Genomic DNA, 25,072 nt, shown 5'->3' with positions numbered 1-25,072 from the left:
TATGGAAAGAAACGAATTATACCCAATATTTGTAAAAGTAGACCAACTCAATGTCTTAATTGTTGGTGGTGGAAATGTTGGTTTAGAGAAACTCTCTTTTCTTTTAAAATCGAGCCCAAATGCGAATGTAGAAGTCATTTCTATAGAATTTATGCAAGAGTTAAGAGATTTGGCAAGTAAGCATTCAACGGTTAAACTTACTGAGAAAGCTTACGATATTTCAGATTTAGAAAAGCGACATATGGTTATTGGTTGTACCGACAATCTCGATGTGAATTTGCAAATAAATCGCGAAGCTAAAGCCAAATATTTATTGGTAAATATTGCAGATACACCAGACCAATGCGATTATTATTTAGGTGGCATTGTTACCAAAGGACACGTAAAAATTGCGATTTCTACTAACGGGAAATCGCCAACTACGGCAAAACGTATTAGACAGTTTTTAGAAGATGTCATTCCGGAAGATATCAACGAAATGGTGCTTAATCTCAATGAGTTTAGAAAAACCATTAAAGGGAATTTTGAAGAAAAAGTAGAAAAAATGAATCAGGTTACAAGAGACTTGGTTAACAAAAAAAAGTAATATGGCTGTTATAAAATATTATGGCGCAATTGCCGAAGCTACAAAATGCAGTGAGGAACAACTTACGGTTTCAGACTTAAAAATTTCAGATTGTTTGGCGCTTTTAAATGAAAAGTATAACCTAAAGACGTTTGATGTTTCTGTAGCATTAAATCAAAATTTAGTAGACATAGATAGTACAATTAAATTAAGTGATAACGATGAAATTGCATTGTTACCACCATTTGCAGGAGGTTAATTTTGGAAAGATATAATAGACAAATACAATTACCACAAGTTGGTGCAACAGGTCAGCAAAAACTAAAAGACGCAAAAATTTTAGTGGTTGGCGCTGGTGGTTTGGGCTGTGCAATTTTGCCGTATTTAACAGCTTCTGGCATTGAACACATCGGAATTATTGATGGAGACACCATTGAAGAAACCAATTTGCAACGTCAAATTCTGTATACAGAAACGTCTATTACTCAGCAAAAAGTCGTTGTTGCAAAACAACAATTAAAAGCTTTAAATTCTAATGTAAATATTGAAATTTATAATTACTATTTGTCTGGAGAGAATGCGTTAGAGCTTTTTAGAAACTACGATATAATAATCGATGCCACAGACAGTATACAAACGCGCTATTTAATTAATGATGCGTGTATAATTACAAATAAACCCTTTGTTTACGGTTCTATTTATAGGTTTGAAGGTCAGGTTTCGGTATTCAATTATAAGAATGGACCAACCTATCGATGTTTGTTTAAAAACGATAAAGCGAAAGTATCCAATTGCGAAACGGCTGGTGTTTTAGGAACAACTGTTGGTTTAATTGGGATGCTTCAAGCGAATGAAGTTATAAAAATGATTTTAGAAACAGGCGACGTTCTATCAGGACAACTTTTGGTTTATAACACCTTAAATAATTCTCAGAATTGTATCAATTTCAAAAAGTCTGAAACAAAAAGTATTGATGAAGCCTTTTTTAATTCAGAATATAAAACCCATAAAATAGAAGCCGTTTGTGTAAATGAGGCTATTTCTCAGAACGTCATATGTATAGATGTTAGAGAATTGCACGAAACCCCAAAATTAGAACTTTCAAATGGTCTTCAGATTCCCTTATCAATTCTAGAATCGAAGATTAAAAATTTAAATAAAAACGAAAACTATGCGGTTTACTGCCAAAGTGGAAAACGCAGTTTAGAAGCCATTAAACTATTGAAAAACCATCAATTTCAAAATGTAAAAAATATTGAAGGTGGTGTAATTTCAATGCAACAAAAGATCAACAATGAAAAAAGTATTTATTAACGGACCAATTACACCAGCATTTATAGCCAATTCTATAGAAAAACATCAAACTAAGCACAGTATTGGTGCGCACAATATCTTTTTAGGGCAAGTGCGAGCAGACGTTGTAAATGATAAAACCGTTGCAGGAATAGACTTTACGTGTTACGAAGAGATGGCGCATCCTATTTTAGACGATATTAGAGAAAAAGCGTTTAAGACATTCAACTTAACATGCATGCATATTTACCATAGTTTGGGGGAAATTAAAGCTGGCGAAGTCTGTTTTTTCGTTTTCGTTTCGGCAAAACACAGTAAAGAAGTGTATGCAGCTACAGAGTATTTAGTCAATATTGTAAAAAAGAAAGTGCCCATATTTGGAAAGGAAATTTTTGAAGATGAATCGCACCAATGGAAGGTTAATAAATAATTAAAATGGTAGATATTACGCATAAAATCAAAACACTTCGTGTGGCAACAGCAGAAGCCACTGTAAAAGTGAGCAAGCAAGAAACTATTGATGCGCTTCAAAATAATACAGTACCAAAAGGTAATGTGTTTGAGATGGCAAAAACGGCTGGTCTATTTGCTGTAAAAACCACGCACAATGTGATTCCAGATTGTCATCCGTTACCAATTGAATACACGGCAATTACCTATAAAATTGAAGGTTTAGAAGTAAAAATCAGCTTAACCTTAAAAACCATTTATAAAACTGGTGTGGAAGTAGAAGCTATGCATGGCGCTTCGGTTGTGGCATTAACCATGTACGATATGTTGAAACCAATTGACAAACACATTGAAATAGGAAACATACGATTAGTTGAAAAACGCGGTGGAAAAAGTAGTTTTAAAACCAAGCATCGTTCACAATTAAAAGCGAGTGTTATTGTGTGTTCAGATTCTATTTCCGAGGGTAAAAAAGAAGATTTTGCAGGAAAAGCCATTATTGAAAAATTGAAGCAAAGTGACATTGAAATTAGTAATTATGATATCATTCCTGATGAAATAGAAGCCATTAGAAACAAAGCCATGCTGTATTCTGAAACCTCTAATCTAGTCATCTTTACAGGTGGAACAGGCTTATCGTACAGAGACGTTACACCTGAAGCTTTAGAGCCAATTTTAGAACGACGAATTCCTGGTGTAGAAGAAGCCATTAGAAGTTACGGACAAGACCGAATGCCTTATGCCATGTTGTCTAGAAGTGTTTGCGGTACTATTGGAGACAGTTTAATATTGGCATTACCAGGTTCAACAAATGGCGCCAAAGAATCTATGGATGCTGTGTTTCCACATTTAACACATGTTTTTAAAATACTAAAAGGTCAGCAACATTAATAATGCAACAACCAAACGCCATTTTAACAGATACTTTAGGTAGAACACACAACTACCTTAGAATCTCGTTGACCGAAAAATGCAATTTACGTTGTACGTATTGTATGCCATCTGAAGGTGTGCAATTAACACCAAGACAACATTTAATGAATGCAGAAGAGGTTTATGAAATTGCAAAAGTGTTTGTGGCGAATGGTGTAGATAAGATTAGATTAACAGGAGGCGAACCTTTGGTAAGGAAAGATTTTAGAGACATTTTGAAGCGTTTATCTTCTCTAAAAACAACACTTTCCATTACCACTAACGGTATTTTAGTTGACCGATTTATTGACGATTTTAAAACTTACAGACTCAAAAACATCAATGTGAGTTTAGATACTTTAGATGCTGAAAAATTCAATCACATCACAAGACGAAATCAATTTGCTAAAGCCTACGAAAATATTCATTTGTTAATTGAAAATGGTTTTAAAGTAAAGCTAAACATTGTTTTAATTAAAGGATTTAATGATAATGAAATTGTTGATTTTATTGAGCTGACGAAAGCGTTGCCAATTTCAATTCGGTTTATAGAATTTATGCCTTTTGATGGTAATAACTGGAATAAATCAAAACTTGTTACACAACAAGATATCTTAGAACAAACCACAAATCATTTTGGAGCTGAGAATTTGATAAAGCTTGAAAATGAAAACAACTTTACATCTAGAGATTATAAAATTTCTGGTCATAACGGCGAATTCGGAATTATAAGTTCTGTGAGTAATCCTTTTTGTGATGGTTGTAATAGAATTCGGCTAACAGCCAACGGCAAAGTTAAAAACTGCCTATTTTCTAATAATGAAACGGATATTTTAACCGCTTTAAGAAACCAAGAATCTATTGAAGAGTTTATAGCAAAAGCCATTTATAAAAAATTACCAAAACGAGGTGGAATGAATAGTTTTGAGCAATTAAATGACCCAAAACAACATTCTAACAATAGAAGTATGATTACTATTGGAGGTTAGTAATTTAACTTATTTTTTTTGTAAAAATCTTTTTTTCAAAATGACTTTTTGGTGCATCACAAAGCGAACATGTGTAATTATTATCTAAAGCTTCAAAAGCTGTATTTGGTTCAATATTTTGAGTAATATCGCCATACTCTTGGTTGTAAACTGTTAAGCAGTCCCTGCATTGGTACACTTCAAACTCAATTTCTTCTTCAGTGTCTTCTAAAGTTTTTATTTCATCTGTGTCAGAACCTAATTGTTCAAAATATAACCGACTCAGTTCCATCAGTAAATTTGGCAATTCTGCTTTGTCAACTTCTTGTACGTGCACAATATAATCTCTAGTATTTGGGTCGAAATTTTTAGCGTATAATAAGTTGTAGGTATCTCGTATTTTAAAATCTTTTAAACCAGTAGGAGGCGTATTTTTCTCAATAACAATAGAGGTAAAATAATAGGCTTTTCTAGTATATTCAGTAATACCAAAAGTTAAGCCGTAGGTACTAATATCGTTAGTGTCAAAATAGTCAACTAAGTATTTCTTTAGTTTTAAAGCATCATCATTAGCTACAGGTAAATGCCAATTTAACTCGAGCATAGAATGCCTAACATTGATACCATGTTTTCCTAGAAATTTTTCCCAATGTAATTTAGCACTCACAGGTATATCCTTTACAATAAAAGATTTCCATGGCGTGATAGATATTTTTCCAATTTTACAATCAGAACATAAATCGCACATGGCTTTTAAAAAGTCTAGATCGTATCGGTTATTCCTCCAATATAAACCTAGCCAATATTTGTCGCCACCAATTCTATTCATGCCTTCGTAATAAGGAAATGGATGGAATGGTACGTGTAATTGCTTGTCTATAGTGATGTTATTCGTTTGAATAGCATCATTAACCAAATCAAAAATCATGTCTATTGTTTCAGGTTCTTCTTTGAGAAGGTTTTCTATAACTGTTGCCACTTTAGCCATGTCCCAACTATAGATTAAAACAGGGTAGATTTCCATTTTTTTCCAAAAAGGTAAACGAATATACAGGTACCAATAATCTTCTTGTTCTGAAGCAATAAAATTAAGGTGTCCAGTAAATAAAGGAACTAAACGTTGTTTTGGATCTGTAATATTTATCTTTAAACGATGTTCATTTCTAAATTGTTCTAACACATACAAATACTTGTCTCCTGTAAGCCAAGAAGTATTTGGAAAAATATCTGCAGAAACATAAGACGACATAATATTTTCTGAATGGTCTCTTTTGGGATTAACCATCTGAAAACCTTCAATCGTTTCTGTTTTTTCGCTATTTAGGTCATCTGGAAATAATATATCTTGTCTTGAACCAAATGATATCACATCAGAACCTAAATCCTCTGCAGATTGACAAATTAGTTTTAATTCTGCTGGAGACAAAACACCTCCTTTTATAATCAATCTCGTTAGTCTGTTTATCATACTAATTCTTTTTGGGCATTGAGAATTTCTCTAACCTCTGTTTTACAACTGCCACAACCAAGACCAGCACCAGTTTGCTTGCATAGATCTGTGAAGTTAGTACAACCATTGGTAATAGCTTCGGCTAAATTACCTTCACCGACTTGACTACAAGAACAAATTAGTTTTCCTGAAACGGGTTTATCATTTGAAGCACCTCTTAATAAAGAATCTCTTTTATTAGATAATTCTACCTTACTTTCAATAAGGCCTTTAAATTCTGCAAATTCATTTTTATCACCAACTAAAACGGCGCCAACTAACAAATCATCCTTAACTATACATTTTTTGTAATAGCGTTTACTCATGTCCGTAAAAATGATTTCCTCGTAGCTTGGGTCGTTTTCTGGCACAGATATATTACCTATACTACAAAGGTCTAAATTGCTAAATTTTAATATATTCATAGCTACTGAGCCTTTGTAAATACTACTAATATCTCCTAAAATAAAGTTAGCTAATATGGCTGCCTGTTCTTCTGCTGCAGATGTGATACCTAATAAGGTGCTTTTGAATTCTGCAATCTCACCGATAGCAAATATATTTGGGTCTGAGGATTGTAAATGTTGATTTATTTTAATGCCTCGACCACAAGTAATTCCGCAAGTTTTTGCTATTTCTATATTTGGCCTAGTGCCTATAGCATATACAATAGCGTTAGATTTAAATGCTTTTCCACTTTTTAGTGTTATTCCTAATTCGTCAGTGTCCTCGTCATTAAAAACCGTACTTACTTCGTTAGAAAAATAGACCTGAATACCTAATTCTTGTACATGCATAGCAAGTAATTTACTAGACAATTGGTCTAATTGTCTTTCCATAAGTCTAGAGCCTCTTTGAATAATGGTAATATTTACATTTTTGTGTTTTAAAGCTGCAGCGAGTTCTAGCCCTAAAAGGCCTCCTCCAACAATGGTTACGTGTTGTTTGTTTGCAGGTAAGTTAGTTGCGTTGAGGTAAGATTTAAACCTGTCAGCATCTGTTTTGCTTCTTAGTGTAAACCTTCCTGGCAGTTTTAGTTGTACGTCATTTGGTACAAAAGCACGACTACCAGTTGCCAATATGAGCTTATTATAAGGATGTGTATTACCATTATTGTCAATAGCTAATTTATTAACTCTGTCAATTTCAACTATAAATGTATTACCAAATAAATCTATTTTTAGTTTTTCTAATTCAAGATCTTTTATTTTTTGAAGTTGCTCCCAAGATAATTCCTCAGTAACATACTCCGGAAGTAAAACACGATTGTAAAAAGGATTATCTTCTTTTGAAAATACACTGATTTTATCCGTTTCATTATGATCGCGATAATTCTGAACAAATCTAAAAGCAGCGGCACCTGCACCAACTACAATAATCTTTTCTTCTTGTTTTTTGTATTTTGAAACAGAAACACGAGTGTATTTAAAATCGGGTTCTTTTGATATAGGGTCAACGAGCGTATTGGTTAAATTGTTAGCTCTATTTAGGTCACTCTGCAGTTGTTTTCCCCAATGCATTGGTAAAAACACAACGCCAAGTCTAACGTTGTTTGTGAGTTTAGCTCGTACTCTAACAACACCATTTCCACTTCTAACTTCTACAACATCACCATCTTTAATTTTGTTAACATAGGCATCTGCATTGTTAATTTCTAAAACAGGACTAGAGTAATGGGTTTTTAATCTAGAGACCTTACCCGTTTTTGTCATGGTATGCCATTGATCTCTTATTCTTCCAGTTGTTAAAATTAAAGGGAATTCTAAATTTGGATGCTCAGATGTGTTTTTTGTTGTCGCAGGAATGTTGAAAATTGCTTTTTGAGAAGGTGTATAGAATTTTTTGTCTTCAAAAAGTCGAGGTGTTCCTTTATGTCCAGACGAGGGAACTGGCCATTGAAAGGTGCCTTCATTTTTTAATCTTGTATAATTAAGATGAGAAATATCAATGTTTGAACCTTTAGTCATGGCGCAGTATTCTTGATAAATCTCGCTTGTAGAATTATAATTGAAGCCATTAAAATCCATTCTGTTTGCAAAATCACATAAAATTTCTACATCTGGCCTTGCTTCGCCTGGTGCTTCGAGAGCTTTAGGTAAATACGATATACGACGCTCAGAATTGGTCATGGTACCTTCCTTTTCTAACCATGCAGCAGCAGGAAGTACTAAATCTGCATAGTCTACTGTGTCTGCGTTTTTTGAAATATCTTGAACGACAACAAATTTGGCATTTTTAAGAGCTTTTTCAATACGATGAGAATTGGGCATGCTTACCATTGGGTTGGTGCAAATAATCCAAATGGCTTTCATTTTTCCGCTTTCTAAGGCGTCGAACATTTCGGTTGCTGTAAGTCCTGGATTTGGAGATATCTTATTTACATTCCAAAATTCAGCTACATCATTTCTATCTTTTTCGTTTAATAAATCTTTATGAACGGCTAATAAATTTGCCATACCTCCAACTTCTCTTCCTCCCATTGCATTTGGTTGGCCTGTTAAAGAAAAAGGCCCAGAACCTGGTTTGCCTATTTGACCTGTAATAAGGGATAAATTAATTAATGAGAAATTCTTATAAGTTCCAATAGCACTTTGATTAAGTCCCATGGTCCACATGCTTACAAAACCGGTAGCATTACCAATCATTGTAGCTGCTTTTTTTATTTCATCTACAGTTATACCGCAAATATGTGCAGCTTCTTTAAGCGAGGTAGATTGCACATGTTTTTTATATTTTTCAAAATCTTCAGTATGATTTTTAATAAAGTTTTTATCAATTTTTTTTCGGTCAATTAAGCGTCTTCCTATGGCATTATTAAGAACAATATCCGTTCCTGGAATAATTTGAAGGTGTAAATCTGCAAAATTTGCAGTGTCTGTTTTTCTTGGGTCTACAACAATAATTTTAACGTCAGGATTGTTTTCCTTATGCATTTCTAATCGTCTAAAAAGAATTGGATGACAATACGCAGGATTTGCGCCTGTAATGAAAAAGCAATCTGCTAATTCAATATCTTCATAAGAAATTGGGACAGAGTCTTCGCCAAATGCTTTTTTGTAGCCAACAACGGCAGAACTCATGCATAATCTAGAGTTAGTATCAATATTATTGGTGCCTAAAAAACCTTTGGTAAGTTTATTGGCTATATAGTATTCTTCGGTTAAACATTGTCCGGAAACATAAAACCCTACACTGTCTGGACCGTATTTATTAATAATAGATTTAAAAACACCAGCAGCTCTATCTAAGGCAGAATCCCAAGAAACACGTTCATGAGGATGAGACCGACTCCATCTCATTTGGGGATACAAAAGCCTGTCCGAAGTGTCTTTAGCTACATAATGAAGATTCATGCCTTTAGAGCATAGCATTCCTTTATTTACAGGATGCTCTTTATCTCCTTCAACAGTGATATTGTCATTTGAATCTTTTTTTACAATGATTCCACAACCTACGCCACAATAAGAACACGTTGTTTTAATTTGATTTTGCTGCACAAGACTTATTTTTAATGAGAACTGTTGATAACGAGGTTACCTTCTAATGAATTACCAATTTTGGAAATTAATAGAGTTAACAGTTATAAAAGTAAGTATTAATACGTAGTTTAAATCTTAAATTCTAAGTGTTTTTGATAATTTTATCAAAAAAGGAATGTATTCGCAAATTTTCTATAATAACACAACAAAGTGTGCTTTAAATTGCTAATTGCGTCAAAAATATCTAATTGAAATTATATTCTGCCGCTTTATTTGATAGTTCAATAAGGTTCTTTACCTGCAGTTTTTTCATAAGATTAAAACGGTGTACTTCGGCAGTGCGCTTGCTTACTTCTAATTCGGCTGCAATATCCTTATTACTATTCCCCTTTAAAACTAACTTAAGAATTTGTTTTTCTCGCTTTGTTAATTGAAATGGATTTTCAACTATCATTTCTTTTGGGCTTTCAGAGGGTGTGCGCTTATTGGTAAGATTATTAACAATGATAGCAGAAATATCACCTGTAAAATATTTTCCGCCTGAAGCTATAGTTTGTAATGCTTTAAGAAATTCTTCTTTGCTTGCTCCTTTTAAAAGGTAACCATCTGCACCAGCCTGAATAGCATCTAATACATATTCTTCAGAATCATGCATTGAAAGCACTAATGTTTTTATACCTGAATAATTTTTTTTTACTTCTTTTACGACCTCAATACCGTTCATCTTTGGCATTCTTATGTCCACAACGAGTAAATTGGGCTTTTGATTTTTTAAAACCTCAAGCGCTTCGAGACCATTTGAAGCTTCGTCAATTACAGTGATTCCTTGCTCTTCTTCTAAAAGTGCTTTTATTCCATCTCTTACCAATACGTGGTCATCAACAAGAACTATATTTAAGTTATTCATAAATACTTAGTAATTTGATAACACAAAAATAGTATTTTTTAAGTAATTATACCTAATTAGATATAGGTATATTAAGCGTAATGCGCGTTCCGTTTTCTGGTGAAGAATCTACAAAAAATCGGCCATTTATATAAGAAATACGCTCTTTCATAAACATCATTCCCATACCACCAGACTCCTTAGATGGATTTTTACTATTGTTAGTGTCAAAACCAACGCCATTGTCATCTATGATAATACTTAGTATACTGGTGCTGTGTGACAGCGTTACTATTATATGGCTAGATTGGGCATATTTTATTGCGTTATTTATGGCTTCTTGTGTTATTCTGTAAATGTTGATTTCAATTAATGAATCTAATCGTTGGTCAAAATTCGTTTTATTGTAAAATTCTATTTTTTTATTTGTGAATTTATTAAGCTCCTTAGTAAGTTTGGTTAGCGCAGGAATAATGCCATAATCCCCTAATTCTGGAGGTGCAAGATTAAACGTTGCTGTTCTTACGCCTTGAATAATATTTGAGGCCAATTCCTTTAAATACTCGACTTTAACTGCTGCTTTTTCTATATCATTAGGATTTATGCTTTCTAAATTAAATTTTAAACCTGTAAGCATTTGGCCAATGCCATCATGAATATCTTTTGCAATTCTATTTTGTTCCTTTTCTTGGTTTTCTATGATTTTACTTGCAATTAACTTTTGTTGATTCATGCGCTCTTTATAGCGCTCGTTAGAAAGTTTTTCTACTTCTAATTGTGCATTTTTTTTAGAAGTTATATCTGAAGAAATAATTATGAATTCAGATTTTTCATTAACGCTGTAAAATGGAATAATATACATTTCTAGCCATACGGTTTCATTATTTTTTTTAGTGGCTTTTACCTCACCTTGCCATCCAATTTTACTATTATAAGCTAATAAATCATCTATAACTTTTTGTTCACTTTTGTGTATAGAAATGATTTCAGATAATTTTAACCCTTGTGTAAAATGAGAGAGCTTGAATAATCTTGAGAATTTGTCACCAATATGAATAATTAAACCATTAGCATCTACTCTGGCGAATAGAAGTGTTCTATCCATTACCTCGTTTAATTTCCGCAATTCTTTAACTGAATTTTCGTTTTTTTCTCTTAAAATATCTGCATCACGAGCAATTTTTAAAGCCTGTGTTTCAGACTTTAATAAACGTTTTATAGTTGCTTTTACAAATTTTGCTGAAGGCCAAAAAATAAAGATAAATTCACCTAGCAAAATCGCTAAAGTTATGATGACTAAAATTAATTCTAAGTTACGTAAACGATCTACTTTTGTGTTGGCTTCAGCATTGTATTGGTTTACTATTTTGTCCATTAATTGCAGAAAAGGGGCTTCATTTTCTTTAATTAATTCAATGTTTTTGGACAAAGAAATATTTGCTGTTTCTGGGTTAGCTTCTACCGTTTGTATAATGGAATTTGCTGCTTTTAAAATGGATTGATGATAAGGATTAACCCTTTTAAACATGGCAATAATGGCTGGGCTATTCTCTCCTGGTAAATTAATACTGTCACTTCCTTTTTGTAATCCGTTGTGAGAAGTTTCCCATAAACTTAGTGTTTTTATGAGCTGGTTTTTTAGCTCATTTTTTTCTTCAATATTTTTTTCAGTGGAGATTAACAAAATTTCTTTTGTGATTCTCTGACTTAACATTCTTTGCCGACCAGCAACATTAATGACGGTAGAATCACTTTGTTGATCATCTAAATAATTTCTAACAAATATTTGGCTAATAAAAACAGACAAGGCAATAGCACTTAGCGCAATGATATATAATCGCCTAAGCTTACTAAAAGTATGATTATCTAATGAGCCAACATTGGTTGTCATTGTTTTTGAGTTTTATTCTAATGCTTTTTTAACTAAGGAGAGTCCTTTTGAAGAAAGGTCTAATTGCAACGCTAATTCTTGCCCTTTTGCTGACATTTTTCCCCAAGTTTTTTGAAGAATATCAATAATTTTTTCGTCAGTATGTTTTGCTATAAAATCCTCTAAGTAATATTCTAAAAAAACCAAACATGCAACATCTTCTAATGATTGCGTTTCTGTATCTTTTTTTATTAGTTTTTTATTTATTAAAAATGAAACACGATCAACAAATGGTTTGTCATAACCAACACTATTTAAAATTTGACTCGTGATTTCTGAATGCATTTTTTTGAGGTCATTTCGCCATTGAAAATATCCAATTTTATCCATAGGATATGATTTTCGTTCTATTTGCCAACGACCAATATGTTGCGCTCTAATGGCTATTTGAAGTTCTTCAGAAGCATTAGCGTCTACGTCAAGAAGTTTACTCATCATGCGCTGTGAGTATAGCAATTCTTTAGGAAATTCTTTGCCTTCATACGCGATAGAATTAGGGTCTTCAGAATTTTTTTGATCTATTAAGGCAATTGCTTTTTCAAATTTAGTTTTCAAAAGAGAAGGATTTAATGTAATTTCTAAATCTATTCAGAAAATCCAATATACACAATGTTATTTTCAATTTTTACAGGGTAAGTGGCTATGGCACCTAAATCTCCATTAAGATTTTCTCCTGTTTCTAAAGAAAAAGTTTTTTTGTGCATTGGGCAAGCAACTTTGGGAATACCTCCTTGATCTCCAATCATTCCTCTAGATAAAACCATTTCTAGTTTGTGAGGGCAAAGGTTTTGGCAAGCATACCAAGAGTTGGTTCTTTTAAAATTATAAACAGCAATTTGTTTGTCTTTGTATTTTACGCAGGCTCCACCATCCGTAGGGAAATCGTTTACCGAAGCGACCTTAAACCAAACTTTTACGCTTTTAACTTGTACAGTTTTATAATTTTCTAGAATTGAATCCATAGTTTTTTGTTTTAAATATTACCAAGCCTTAGGCATTTTTTGTTCTCTCATTGGAATAAATACTAAGTTGTCATCTTCTTCGTCACTATTAATAAAATGATTAAAACGCTTCATCATTTCAGGGTCATTTACGGCTTGGGTCCACTCGCATTCAAATTTATTAACCAATGTTTGCATTTCATTATCTAAGTCTTCAGCAATACCAAGTTTATCTTCTATTATCACTTCTTTAAGATAATCTAAGCCGCCTTCTAATCGTTCTTGCCAAGCAGCAGTTCTTTGCAAAGGTTTTGCCGTACGCATATAAAACATTAAATAGCGATCTAAGTATTTAATAACAGTTTCATTGTCTATTTGTTCTGCGAATAATTCAGCATGTCGAGGATTTGCACCACCATTCCCTCCTAGATATAAATTCCATCCACCTTCTACAGCGATTAATCCAAAATCTTTTCCTCGTGCCTCAGCACATTCTCGTATACAGCCAGAAACACCTCCTTTAATTTTGTGAGGCGCACGTATACCACGATATCTGTTTTCTAGCTCAATTCCGAAAGAAACACTTTCGTCCATACCATAACGACACCATGTTGAGCCAACACAAGTTTTTACGGTACGTAGAGATTTACCGTAAGCGTGTCCGCTTTCAAATCCATGACTGATGAGTTCTTTCCAAATTAAGGGTAATTGTTGTAGTGTTGCTCCAAATAAATCTATTCTAACACCACCTGTTACTTTGGTGTATAAATCATATTTCTTCGCAATTTGACCTAATGCAATTAACTTGTCTGGCGTTATTTCACCACCAGGAACTCTTGGTACTACGGAATAGGTTCCGTTACGTTGAATATTCGCTAAAAATCTATCGTTAGAATCTTGTATAGCATATTCTTTATTTGCTGTGTCAGCATTAATTGTTGCCATCAATGAAGCTACAAGAGGTTTGCATAATTCGCAACCATGACCACCATTGCCATGGTTATCTAAGACTTCATTGAAATTAGTATACCCTTTAACTTGAATGATTTTGTAAAGATCTTGTCTGCTTAAGTCAAAATGCTCGCAAACACCTTCTTTTACTTCAATACCTAACGCTTTTAATGTAGAGTTCGTTAGGTCAGTTACCATTGGTTTACATCCACCACAGCCTGTGCCAGCTTTTGTGCAACTTACAACACCAGCTACATCTGTAGCGTCTCCGTTTTCAATAACGCTACATATTTGTCCTTTTGTAACACTCTCGCAAGAACAGACTTGTGCTTCATCTGGCAAATCAGAAACATCGCCAAAAGAGGCGCCACCTTCACTGGCAGGAAGAATTAATTGGGCAGGATCTTCTGGGATTGCCATGCCGTTTAAGTAAATTTGATGTAGCATATTATAATCTGCTGCATCACCAACTAATATGCCTCCTAGTAGAGATTTTCCATCAAGGCTTACGTTGATTCTTTTATATAAATGTTGTGTTTTGTTCTCAAAAATAATGGAATGTCCTTTAGATGCTGGCATAAAGGGTTCTCCAAAACTAGCAACGTCTACACCTATTAGTTTTAGTTTGGTGGACATGTCTATTTCATCTGGCATTAAAACATCGCTTTGACCTAATATTTGACTAGCTGCTATTTCTGCCATATCGTAACCAGGTGCAACCAAACCATAAATCATATGATTATAAAGTGCAACTTCACCTATGGCAAAAATATTTTGGTCAGAAGTTTGCATTTTATTGTTAACAACAATACCTCCACGAACTCCCATTTCTAAATCACAAGTCTTACCGAGTTCGTCCCTTGGACGTATACCTGCTGAAATGATTAACATCTCAACATCTAACTTGTCATCCTCTCCAAATTCCATTCCTGTGATAAAGCCATCATCTCCTAAAATTTGATTTGTTGCTTTACTTAAGTGGATATTTAAGCCAATGGACTCTAGTTTTAACTGTAATACTTGACTACTTCTTAAGTCTAATTGTCTTGGCATTAATTTAGAAGCAAATTCTACAATATGAGGTTCTAAGCCCATATCCATAACAGCCTTTCCGGCCTCTAAACCTAATAATCCACCACCAAGTACTGCAGCTCTTGCATTTGGGTTGTTTTCTTTAATTTTAGCAGCATAACTCAACATGCGCTCTAAATCTTCAATAGTTCTATAAACAAAAACGCCTTCTTTTTCAACACCTTTTATTGGTGGAACAAACGCAGAAGAGCCCGTTGCTAAAACTAAATAATCATAAGGAAACTCTTCTTCGCTAACACTAGTAATTGTTTTTTTACCTCTATGTATATCTGTGATACGAGTATCTGTAATAAGTTGAATATTGTTTTCTTCATACCATGATCTTGGAGCCATTTCTAAGGCTTTAGCGTCTTGGTTTTCAAAAAACTCACTTAAATGAACACGATCGTATGCTGGTCTTGGTTCTTCACCAAACACAATAATTTTATAATTTTCATGTCCTTCCTTAGTAACAAATTTTTCACAAAACTTGTAGCCAACCATTCCGTTTCCTATAACAACTATAGTTTTCATAACATTTGGATTTACATATCAAACTCAAAATTAAGTATAAATACGTAATAAATTATACATAGAAACGCATATCTGATGTTGTAATACGTATTTTTGCGAAAATCAAAATTTATCCTCACTTAAATACCAATTTGATTAAAAAGAAGCGCGAAAAATCAGAATTGCGATGGTTGAATTCTTATTTTTCGTAATAATCTGTTGTAGAATTTGTTATGATGTGTTTGGTTTATTGTGTCTAATGTGTTGTAATTAAATGATTATTAAGTGTTTGTAGTCAATGCGCTATACTTTAAAGTAATAAAATACGATACTCTTAATATTCAAGGTTCTTTTTTGAGTAATTGTAATTTCTTTGTAGCCCTATTTAAGGAATGCATAATAAAACAAATACGTACGTAGTTTTGTTGCTATAATATTGCGTATATATACTTAGTTTTATAATATTGTTGTAATATGAATTTTTAAAACTTAATACGTATTAATACTGAATTGTTAGAAAATAAGCATTTAGTATTCTTGCAAACGTCCATAAAAACGCGAGTTTTAAATTTGTTGAATTAATTATGGCTGTACCAGCAATACATTGTAAAACTTGTGCTAATCAAAATTGTTTGATTAAGAAAAATATCGAATTAGATTCAATTCAAGAATTTATGGAAGATAGAAGCACTATTGTTTGTAAAAGTGGTCAGCAATTTGTTATGGAAGGCGCTCCAACAAATGGTTTATTCTTTATGAATAAAGGGAAGGCTAAAGTGTTAAAAACAGGAATTTACGGAAAAGAGCAGATTCTTCGTTTTGTAACTAATGGAGAGATAATTGGGCATCGTGGATTTGGTATTCGTGAAAAGTATTCTATTGGAGCTGTCGCCTTAGAAGATTCTATACTATGTAATTTTACCGATAAAACATTAAAGCTGATGCTTAAAAAGATCCCTGAATTAACCTATGATCTTATGTTGTTTTATGCCTATGAATTGAATAAGACGGAATCTAAAGTTAAAGCCATTGCACAAATGACAGTTAGAGAAAAAGTTATTGATGCGTTATTATATATAAATAGAAAATTTGGCACAAATCATAAAGGTTTACTAGATTTAAAACTAAGCAGAAAAGAAATCGCGGGTTTTGCTGGTACAACAGATGAGCAGGTTACTAGAACCATATCTGCACTTAAGAAAGAAAATTTAATCTTTGCAATTGGCAAACGTATTGGTATAGTAGACGTAGAGCAGCTTAGAAATGAAATCTCTGAACACAATTATTTTTTAAATAGTTAACATCAAATAACTACAATCCACTCTATATTTTGGTAAATACTAAGTAATTAAAATCTAACGTTATGTTGGTATTTGATTTAGTATTTAGCTCAAATTCTTCGAAATTAATTAATGGTCAACGCCAAAACTTCATATTTAAATACAATAATTATAACTTTTACTTAGATAAATAAGCTTAATCTTTATAGTTAATACTTAGGTAATTAATTTTATCTAAGTATTTTTTTTGATTTATAATGATTTGTAGTTGTGTTGTTTATAATAATAATATGTAAAACTACAGTTTTTGATTTGTTTTAAGGTGGTGCGTGAGCTACGGAAAAAACGTTTTTATACTAGTGTTTTGCATGTGTTGTTTAAAAGTTCGCTTCTATATTTGTCTCATATAAGTATTAATACTTAGATTAACTACAAAATCAACATAGATATGAAGACATTATTATCAAAATCTACATTTATTTTATCACTAGCAGTTTTATTATTTGCTTGTGGCGAAAGTGAAAAAAAAGAAACTGTAGAAAAAGAAATTGCTGAGGTTTCAACAACAAAAACTTTAGAAATTGAAAAGCCACAATTAACCTTTGGTTTTATTAAACTAACAGATATGGCACCTTTGGCAATTGCAAAGGAAAAAGGCTTTTTTGAAGATGAAGGTTTATTCGTTTCAGTTGAAGCGCAGTCTAATTGGAAAAATGTTTTAGATCGTGTTATCGATGGTCAGTTAGATGGATCACATATGTTAGCAGGTCAACCTATTGCTGCAGGAGCAGGTTTTGGTCGTCAAGCTAAATTGGTTACTGCTTTTTCAATGGATTTAAACGGAAATGGTATCACAGTGTCAAATGATGTTTGGTCTAAAATGAAGCCAAATGTTCCTAAAGATTCAGACGGTAAACCAATTCATCCGATTAAAGCAGAAGCGTTAAAGCCTGTTATTGATCAATATAAAACGGATGGTAAAGCATTTAAAATGGGTATGGTATTTCCTGTATCTACACATAATTATGAAATTAGATATTGGTTAGCTGCTGCTGGTATTCATCCAGGAATGTATACTGCTGATAACGTGCAAGGACAAATTGATGCAGAAGTTTTATTATCTGTAACGCCTCCACCACAAATGCCGGCGACCTTAGAAGCAGGTACTATTTTTGGATATTGTGTAGGTGAGCCATGGAATCAGCAAGCTGTTTTCAAAGGAATTGGCGTGCCTGTAGTAACGAATTACGATATCTGGAAAAATAACCCAGAGAAAGTATTTGTAATGACAGAGAAGTTTGTTGAAGAAAATCCAAATACGGCTATAGCTGTTACAAAAGCATTAATAAGAGCAGGAAAATGGTTAGATGAGCCAAGTAATAGAGCAGAGGCGGTAAAGATTTTATCTATGTCCCAGTACGTAGGTGCTGATGAAGCTGTCTTAGCGAATTCAATGACTGGTACTTTTGAATTTGAAAAAGGTGACAAAAGAGATATGCCAGATTTTAATGTATTCTATAAGTATAATGCAACATATCCATTCTATTCAGATGGTATTTGGTTTTTAACTCAAATGAGAAGATGGGGACAAATTCCTGAAGCAAAGTCTGCAGATTGGTATGCTAGTACAATTAAAGATATATACAGACCAGATATCTGGAAAAAAGCCGCAACACTTTTAGTAGAAGAAGGAAACATACCAGCAACAGATATACCTACAACAGATGGTTATAAGCCAGCTACAACAGATTTTATTGATGGTACTATGTATGATGCTAAAGACCCTATTTCGTATATCAATAGCTTTAAAATTGGAAACAAGGATAAGGCAGCACAATAATTAAGATAAGTATTTTTTAAATAATAAGTTATGAAGCAAAGTTTAACATTAGGAAAGGTTACTAAATTTATAGGATTAGGCTTTTTAAGTACTATTAAAGATTTATTTACAGGTAACATAGATAAGGAAGACTTTAAAACCTTACTACGTAAAACTATTGTGCCACTTGCCTCTATTTTATTATTTATTGGGCTTTGGCATATGGGAGCAAAGGCGCTCTATAATAAAGAAGCAGATTTTAAAATTGAAAAAGCTTTAACAGACCAAGGTCAAGCTGCAGCAGATGCTATGGAGGCTTGTATAGCTTCTGGAGATGTAAGTTGTAAGCCAAATACTTTGCCTTCACCATCTCAAGTATGGGATTCTTATAAATCTCTTTTAAGGGATCACAATATTATAGCTGCAGATAAAGCTGCTTTCAAAGAAAAGACAGCCGCTTTAAATGAAAAACGTGTGGCAGATGGATTAGATGAAATTACTTATACAGGAAGACCTTCTTTTGTGGATCAAATATTTAGAAGTTTAAAAACAGTTTTTGCTGGCTTTTTATTGGCTTTATTAATAGCAGTTCCGTTAGGAATTTTTATAGGACTAAGTCCTACTTTAAAAAGTGCGTTTAACTGGTTTATTCAAATTTTTAAACCCGTTTCTCCAGTAGTATGGTATTTACTTGTGTTTATGATTGTAAAAACATTGTTAATAGATTCTAACGAAGATAGTTCTTTTACGATCTCATTCATTAGTGTTGGGTTGTGTTCAATGTGGGCAACTTTAGTTAATACGGCAATGGGAGTTTCTTCTGTAGATAAAGATTACATCAATGTTGCTAAAGTATTGAAATTGGGGTCTTTTCAGAAAATTTTCAAAGTTGTATTGCCTTCATCATTACCTCTAATTTTTACAGGGTTAAAAATCACGTTGTCTGTAGCTTGGATGGTATTAATTGCTATTGAGCTGTTAGCCCAAAGTCCTGGTTTAGGATTATTTGTTTGGGAAGAATTTCAGAATGGAGCAAATGACTCTAATGCAAAAATAATTGTTGCGATGTTTGTCATTGGGATAATTGGTTTCCTATTAGATCGATTGATGTTAACCATACAAAATTGGGTGTCTTTTGATAAAACAGATGCTATTTAATAATATGGAATTGTTTGAATAGTTAATCGTGAAATTGGTTTAACTATTAGCAAATCAACCATTAAACAGAATTAAAATGGCGTACTTAGAATTAAATAATATATATAAAACATACGGTCAAGGTGATACCGAAGCCGAAGTCTTATCTAATATAAATTTATCCATAGAGGAAGGGGAATTTGTTGCCATTGTTGGCTTTACAGGAAGTGGAAAAACAACCTTAGTAAACCTTATAAATGGATTAATAGAACCAACAAAAGGCGAGGTGCTCTTTAAAGGAGAGCCAGTTTCTGGAACAAGTCATGAGCGAGGTGTTATTTTTCAAAATTACTCGTTGTTGCCTTGGTTAACCGTTGGTCAAAATGTTTATATGGCAGTAAAGGAAGCTTTTCCTAAAAAGAGCAAAAAAGAATTGCAAGAGATTGTGGCTGATTATGTAGAAATGGTTAGTCTAACACCAGCAATTAATAAACGCCCAAAGGAATTATCTGGTGGTATGCGTCAGCGTGTTGCGGTTGCGAGAGCATTAGCAATGAAACCAGAAATGATTATTATGGACGAACCTTTAGGAGCATTAGATGCTTTGACAAGAGGTAATTTGCAAGATGAAATTTTAAATATTTGGGGAAAAGAAAAACGAACAGCTTTGTTAATTACCAATGATGTAGATGAAGGCATTTACATGGCAGACCGCATAATTCCATTACGTCCAGGACCAAATGCAACTTTAGGACCAGAATTTAAAATCGATATCGAGCGTCCACGAGATAAAACGGAATTGAATGATAATGCAAACTTCAAGAAAACTCGTAATGCAATCATTGAATATTTAATGGATATTGGTGAGGAAAGAAAATCAGATTCTATTGAAGAAATAATACTACCGGATTTAAGCCCAAAAGATTTTGTTAATCAGTTTAAATATAAAATATTATGAGTACTATAATTGAACAAAACCAGTCTAATATTATTACTGATAATGGTCTTTTTCCTTCTAATGAAGTGATGTTAGATCTAAAAAACCTCAAGAAAGTTTATCCAACTCCAAAAGGGGATTATGTTGTTCTTGAAGATTTAAATCTTCAAATTAGAAAAGAAGAGTTTGTTACTATTATTGGCCATTCAGGTTGTGGTAAAACAACTATGCTTTCAATGATAGCCGGCTTAAATCCTATTTCGGGAGGTCGTATTTCAGTTTTAGGAAAACAGATTAAAGGACCAGGACCAGATAGAGGTGTTATTTTTCAGGCACCAAGTTTAATGCCTTGGATGACGGCTTTACAAAATGTGTTATTAGGAGTGAATCAGGTTTTTCCTCATGCTACAAAAGCACAACGAAATGATATAGCTAAATATTATTTACAGAAGGTAGGACTAGAAGATGCCTTTAATAAAAGAGCTTCAGATCTATCACAAGGTATGCAACAACGTGTTGGCATTGCAAGAGCATTCGCCATAAAACCTAAAGTACTGCTATTAGATGAGCCTTTTGGGATGTTAGATTCTTTAACGCGAGGAGAGCTTCAAGATATTCTGATTGAAATTTGGAACAAGGAAAAAATTACAGCTGTTATGATTACGCACGATGTTGATGAAGCAATTTTCCTAGCAGACAGAGTGGTTATGATGACAAGTGGACCTAAAGCAAAAATTGGAGATATATTAGATATAGAATTTGAAAGACCTAGAACTCGAAAATCAGTCTTAGAGCACGACGATTACTACAAATACAGAAAACACTTAATAGACTTCTTAGAGCACTAATAAGTAAATAACAAAACATTTAATCAGCATTAAATAGGCTATTGAAAAAGAGGATTTTTCAGCAGTACAGGGCGACTACAACCTTAAAACAACCAAAAAATGATACCTAAAAACTCAAAAAATAATTCAAACTTAAAAACAAGAATCATGAAAAAACAATATGCCTTATTAGCCTTTGTAGCATTATTCATACAATTTGCTCAGGCGCAATTTAGTTTAGATGGTCAGTTTAGACCTCGTACAGAATATAGAAACGGATTTGGAAGTTTAATTGCTGATGATGCAGATGCGGGATTCGGAATTTCAACTCGAGTAAGATTAAATGCGGGCTTTAAAACAGACGCTTATAAGTTTTATTTAAGTTTACAAGACGTGATGGTTTGGGGAGAAAACAGACAGCTTTTACCATATGATCAAAATAATTCTTTTGCAATATTTGAAGCATGGGCAGATATTAAATTAGGTGAAGGCTTCTCAACTAAAATTGGTCGTCAAGCCTTGTCTTATGATGATCAACGTATTTTAGGTGGATTAGATTGGGCACAACAAGGAAGAAACCATGATGCAGCTTTACTCAAGTATACTAAAGATAGCTTTAAATTAGATTTTGCTTTAGCTTTCAACCAAGACTATAGTAACCCAACAGGTTTTGTTTCTGCAGGAACATCTTACGATACTACTGGTTTTTTCTCGTATAAAACCATGCAAATGCTACATTTAAGTAAAAAATGGTCTAAATTTTCTGGAAGTTTATTGTTAATGAATAATGGTTTTCAAGAATATGAAGACGACGGAACAACCGCAGATGGAACAAGTAGTTTACAGACGATTGGTACACATTTAAAGTATAATTCAGGGAAATTAGGTGTGGCAGCTAATGCTTACTTACAGGCAGGTCAAAGACAAGGTGAAGTAGATATTAAAGGTGCTCATTTACTGAGTTTAGACTTAACTTATAAATCGTCAGACAAAGTGACTTTTGGAGCTGGTGTTGAGGTTATTAGTGGGAATGATGGCGATGCGGGTGAAACAGGAGCGTTCTTTCCTTTATACGGAACAAACCACAAGTTTAATGGATTTATGGATTATTTCTACGTAGGTAATCATGCAAATTCAATTGGTTTAGTAGATATACATGCGAGTGCAAATTTTAAATTAGGTGAAAAATCTAGTTTATTAGTGAAAGCTTTAAATTTTAGTGGCGAACAAGAGTTGGCAAGTGGAGAAAAATCTTTAGGTACAGAAGTAGATTTGGTATTTAAGCAAAAATTTAAAGGATATGCATTGGTATTGGGATATTCTCAAATGTTTGCTAGTGATGGAATGTATGATTTAAAAGGAGTAACTGAAGATGCCGCAGCAGGAAGTCAAAATTGGGCTTGGGCAATGCTGGTTATTAAGCCTAAGTTTCTTTAATCGATAATTTTTGGATACTGATTTATTTCTGAATTTAGAACTAGTTTTAACTATGTAATAGTTCTTAGTGTTGTTAAAATGGAGTTTTGAATTTAAGCCAAGAATTAAGTTAAACCTTTTGAGAAATCAAGAGGTTTTCTTAATTTACAGTTATTGCTAATGTAACGATTACTGCAAAGTATCGACATATTAAGGTAAACGTAAAATAATGGATATAGTCCCAAATACAATTTCGTCAGAAGACAATGACGCTTTAATAAAAGCGAAAATGAGTATGCACAACTTAAGTTGGGCGATTAGAAATGTAAATAAGGTTGGTAATACCGTTGAAACAGGAATAAAGTTTGTGCCAGAAAAAATTTTATTAAAAGTTCAAAAAATTACGGAATCTGTATTATTGAAAATAGTGAAAGCTAATTTGCTTACAATACAGAAAAACAAAACGTTTAAAAAGCCATCTAAAAACACCTATAAAGGTATTGTTACCAGTACGGGAGCTATAAGTGGTTTTTTTGGTTCATCTACTGGTTTTGGTACTGCTATATTTGCTTCAGAGGTAACTTTAACAACTAAGTTTTTAATGCGAAGTATAATGGATATTGCGCGTAGTGAAGGAGAGGATATTTATACGCTAGAAGGACAAATGGCTTGTTTGCAAGTCTTTGCCTTAGGTGGTGGTTCTAAAAATGATGATGATTTAGAGGCAAGTTATTATACGACTAGATTAGCTTTAAATTCTACCATAAATAATGTTTCTGCTTCAGGTATTAAAATCACACTAGATAGTTTAGCAAAAGGCGCTGGCATTTTAGGGTCAAATGCTATAGGGAACTTTTTATCTAGTATTGCCACGCGTCTTAGTTTACTTATAAGTGAAAAGTTTTTAGCGCAAGCTGTTCCTGTTATTGGAGCCATAGGTGGAGGCGGATTGAATTATGTATTTGTGGATCATTTTCAGAACATGGCAACTGCTCACTTTACCATAAGACGTTTAGAAAGAAAATATGGCGAAGCAAAAATTAAGGAAGTGTTTCAAGATATTAAAATTTAAAATATTAATTTTCAAACAATTAAATATTTTTTTGTTCTTACCTATAATAAATATTTTGAATTTGTGTTTAAGTATTGATTAAACATGAAGTTTCTTTAAATTTGAAATTATAAGCGTAGAAATTATTGAAAAGTAATTGCTATTAGTAGTGTTTTGGGTAAAAAATTAATATTATATTTGCGTGAAATACCACGGAAAATGTAAGTATCTTCCCTAAAACAGCTTCATTTTTTGGTATTTCATCGAGAATAATTACCATTCAAAGATGTTTTTTAGTTAAATTAATTTTGTAAACTGAATAATTTTAATACTTTTACACCATTAAATAATAGAATGCAAAACAAAAATATGTTAGCCTCTGTCTTAGTTTTTTTTGTAGGTTTCGCATCTATGGCGCAAAGCACTGCACCACCACCACCTATTCCACCACCACCACCAGGTTTACCTATTGATAATGGTATTATCGTTTTATTTGTTTTAGCTCTTGGTTTTGGTGCTTACAAAGCGTACACGGTATCTAAAAAAACAGCTTAGTTTCTTAGGTCGTTAAGTCGTTTTACGTATTTCCCAATAACATCAAATTCTAAGTTTACATTATTACCAATTTTTAAGGATTTAAAAGTGGTATGATTATACGTGTAAGGAATAATAGCAACAGAAAACTGGTTGGTTTTAGAATTAACAACAGTTAAACTTACGCCATTTATAGTGATAGAACCTTTTTCTATAGTTATATTATTAAGTGCTTGGTCGTATTCAAAAGTATATTCCCAACTTCCATCATTTTCATTAACACTTATACATTTGGCAGTTTGATCTACATGACCTTGAACAATATGGCCATCTAAGCGATCACCAAGCTTCATTGCACGTTCAAGATTAATATATTCGTCATTTTTTAAATGCCCTAAATTCGTTTTATCTAAAGTTTCCTTAATTGCCGTAACCGTATATTGATCTCCATCAATTTTAACAACCGTTAAACAAACACCATTATGTGCTACGCTTTGATCTATTTTTAATTCACCAGTAATTGAGGATTGTACAGTGATATGAAGATTTCCACTGTCTTTCTTTAATGTTTTAATGATACCTAAATTTTCTATAATCCCTGTGAACATAAATTGTACTTTATT

General features: G+C 32.9%; 22 protein-coding genes. 14 read left to right on the top strand and 8 right to left on the bottom strand.

All coding sequences use genetic code 11. The features are described 5' to 3' along the window. Nucleotide 1 precedes the first annotated feature (1 nt). Genes ACJBCC_RS03975 through moaA form a run of 6 tightly spaced genes read left to right on the top strand, consistent with a single transcriptional unit; the run spans nucleotide 2 to nucleotide 4,209 of the window. Entirely contained in the window at nucleotides 2–586 is a 585-nt protein-coding gene (locus tag ACJBCC_RS03975) for a bifunctional precorrin-2 dehydrogenase/sirohydrochlorin ferrochelatase (RefSeq protein WP_299098271.1), read from the top strand. A 1-nt stretch (nucleotide 587) separates the two neighbouring features. Then, nucleotides 588–824, top strand: coding sequence for a MoaD/ThiS family protein (locus ACJBCC_RS03970; protein WP_299098272.1), 237 nt, complete (start codon nucleotides 588–590; stop codon nucleotides 822–824). 2 nt (nucleotides 825–826) lie between these two features. Beyond that, nucleotides 827–1,879, top strand: coding sequence for a HesA/MoeB/ThiF family protein (locus ACJBCC_RS03965; protein ID WP_299098273.1), 1,053 nt, complete (start codon nucleotides 827–829; stop codon nucleotides 1,877–1,879). Then, on the top strand, nucleotides 1,860–2,288 hold the full coding sequence (locus tag ACJBCC_RS03960; RefSeq protein WP_299098274.1) for a molybdenum cofactor biosynthesis protein MoaE: 429 nt from the start codon (nucleotides 1,860–1,862) through the stop codon (nucleotides 2,286–2,288). Before ACJBCC_RS03965 ends, ACJBCC_RS03960 begins: the two co-directional genes overlap by 20 nt. A gap of 5 nt (nucleotides 2,289–2,293) precedes the next feature. Further along, nucleotides 2,294–3,199 carry a bifunctional molybdenum cofactor biosynthesis protein MoaC/MoaB gene (gene moaCB, locus ACJBCC_RS03955; RefSeq protein ID WP_299098275.1) on the top strand — a complete coding sequence of 302 codons (906 nt, stop codon included), beginning with the start codon at nucleotides 2,294–2,296 and terminating at the stop codon, nucleotides 3,197–3,199. Between the two features lie 2 nt (nucleotides 3,200–3,201). Continuing rightward, nucleotides 3,202–4,209, top strand: a complete 1,008-nt coding sequence (gene moaA / locus ACJBCC_RS03950) for a GTP 3',8-cyclase MoaA (RefSeq protein WP_299098276.1) — start codon at nucleotides 3,202–3,204, stop codon at nucleotides 4,207–4,209. Nucleotides 4,210–4,213: 4 nt separating this feature from the next. Here moaA and ACJBCC_RS03945 read toward each other — a convergent pair whose 3' ends face one another. The 7 genes from ACJBCC_RS03945 to nirB all read right to left on the bottom strand — a co-directional run bounded on the left by ACJBCC_RS03945 (nucleotide 4,214) and on the right by nirB (nucleotide 15,469). Continuing rightward, complete coding sequence (locus tag ACJBCC_RS03945) at nucleotides 4,214–5,656, bottom strand: rubredoxin (protein WP_299098277.1); 1,443 nt, start codon at nucleotides 5,654–5,656, stop codon at nucleotides 4,214–4,216. After that, nucleotides 5,653–9,174 (bottom strand): nitrate reductase, encoded by a 3,522-nt coding sequence (locus ACJBCC_RS03940; protein ID WP_299098278.1) that lies wholly within the window; start codon nucleotides 9,172–9,174, stop codon nucleotides 5,653–5,655. Before ACJBCC_RS03940 ends, ACJBCC_RS03945 begins: the two co-directional genes overlap by 4 nt. A 226-nt stretch (nucleotides 9,175–9,400) precedes the next feature. Beyond that, on the bottom strand, nucleotides 9,401–10,063 hold the full coding sequence (locus ACJBCC_RS03935) for a response regulator transcription factor (RefSeq protein WP_299098279.1): 663 nt from the start codon (nucleotides 10,061–10,063) through the stop codon (nucleotides 9,401–9,403). Between the two features lie 52 nt (nucleotides 10,064–10,115). After that, nucleotides 10,116–11,933 (bottom strand): type IV pili methyl-accepting chemotaxis transducer N-terminal domain-containing protein, encoded by a 1,818-nt coding sequence (locus ACJBCC_RS03930; RefSeq protein ID WP_407556443.1) that lies wholly within the window; start codon nucleotides 11,931–11,933, stop codon nucleotides 10,116–10,118. Between the two features lie 12 nt (nucleotides 11,934–11,945). Then, nucleotides 11,946–12,527 carry a DUF4202 domain-containing protein gene (locus ACJBCC_RS03925; protein WP_299098281.1) on the bottom strand — a complete coding sequence of 194 codons (582 nt, stop codon included), beginning with the start codon at nucleotides 12,525–12,527 and terminating at the stop codon, nucleotides 11,946–11,948. Nucleotides 12,528–12,556: 29 nt separating this feature from the next. Then, entirely contained in the window at nucleotides 12,557–12,934 is a 378-nt protein-coding gene (gene nirD, locus ACJBCC_RS03920) for a nitrite reductase small subunit NirD (protein WP_299098282.1), read from the bottom strand. 18 nt (nucleotides 12,935–12,952) lie between these two features. Next, complete coding sequence (gene nirB / locus ACJBCC_RS03915; protein ID WP_299098283.1) at nucleotides 12,953–15,469, bottom strand: nitrite reductase large subunit NirB; 2,517 nt, start codon at nucleotides 15,467–15,469, stop codon at nucleotides 12,953–12,955. 611 nt (nucleotides 15,470–16,080) lie between these two features. On the opposite strand from nirB, the gene ACJBCC_RS03910 reads away from it, so the two are divergent. The 8 genes from ACJBCC_RS03910 to ACJBCC_RS03875 all read left to right on the top strand — a co-directional run bounded on the left by ACJBCC_RS03910 (nucleotide 16,081) and on the right by ACJBCC_RS03875 (nucleotide 24,470). After that, on the top strand, nucleotides 16,081–16,749 hold the full coding sequence (locus ACJBCC_RS03910) for a Crp/Fnr family transcriptional regulator (protein ID WP_299098284.1): 669 nt from the start codon (nucleotides 16,081–16,083) through the stop codon (nucleotides 16,747–16,749). Between the two features lie 427 nt (nucleotides 16,750–17,176). Next, nucleotides 17,177–18,568 carry a CmpA/NrtA family ABC transporter substrate-binding protein gene (locus ACJBCC_RS03905; protein WP_407556442.1) on the top strand — a complete coding sequence of 464 codons (1,392 nt, stop codon included), beginning with the start codon at nucleotides 17,177–17,179 and terminating at the stop codon, nucleotides 18,566–18,568. 30 nt (nucleotides 18,569–18,598) lie between these two features. Next, complete coding sequence (locus ACJBCC_RS03900) at nucleotides 18,599–19,705, top strand: ABC transporter permease (RefSeq protein WP_299098286.1); 1,107 nt, start codon at nucleotides 18,599–18,601, stop codon at nucleotides 19,703–19,705. A gap of 76 nt (nucleotides 19,706–19,781) precedes the next feature. Next, on the top strand, nucleotides 19,782–20,642 hold the full coding sequence (locus tag ACJBCC_RS03895) for an ABC transporter ATP-binding protein (RefSeq protein WP_299098287.1): 861 nt from the start codon (nucleotides 19,782–19,784) through the stop codon (nucleotides 20,640–20,642). Continuing rightward, nucleotides 20,639–21,469, top strand: a complete 831-nt coding sequence (locus ACJBCC_RS03890; protein ID WP_299098288.1) for an ABC transporter ATP-binding protein — start codon at nucleotides 20,639–20,641, stop codon at nucleotides 21,467–21,469. Before ACJBCC_RS03895 ends, ACJBCC_RS03890 begins: the two co-directional genes overlap by 4 nt. A 147-nt stretch (nucleotides 21,470–21,616) precedes the next feature. Beyond that, nucleotides 21,617–22,885: an alginate export family protein gene (locus ACJBCC_RS03885; protein ID WP_299098289.1), complete on the top strand. Its 1,269-nt coding sequence runs from the start codon at nucleotides 21,617–21,619 to the stop codon at nucleotides 22,883–22,885. A gap of 208 nt (nucleotides 22,886–23,093) precedes the next feature. Further along, nucleotides 23,094–23,936, top strand: a complete 843-nt coding sequence (locus ACJBCC_RS03880; RefSeq protein WP_299098290.1) for an EcsC family protein — start codon at nucleotides 23,094–23,096, stop codon at nucleotides 23,934–23,936. Nucleotides 23,937–24,269: 333 nt separating this feature from the next. Beyond that, nucleotides 24,270–24,470 (top strand): hypothetical protein, encoded by a 201-nt coding sequence (locus ACJBCC_RS03875; protein WP_299098291.1) that lies wholly within the window; start codon nucleotides 24,270–24,272, stop codon nucleotides 24,468–24,470. Here ACJBCC_RS03875 and ACJBCC_RS03870 read toward each other — a convergent pair. After that, nucleotides 24,467–25,057 (bottom strand): riboflavin synthase, encoded by a 591-nt coding sequence (locus ACJBCC_RS03870; RefSeq protein ID WP_407556441.1) that lies wholly within the window; start codon nucleotides 25,055–25,057, stop codon nucleotides 24,467–24,469. The two genes, ACJBCC_RS03875 and ACJBCC_RS03870, sit on opposite strands and share 4 nt — an antisense overlap. Between the last annotated feature and the right edge of the window lie 15 nt (nucleotides 25,058–25,072).

The organism is Winogradskyella sp. 4-2091 (assembly GCF_045765065.1).
In the GTDB taxonomy this organism is placed as follows: Bacteria; Bacteroidota; Bacteroidia; order Flavobacteriales; family Flavobacteriaceae; genus Winogradskyella.
Note: the sequence above shows the minus strand (reverse complement) of the source record. Positions and strands in the feature narration are given on the sequence as shown.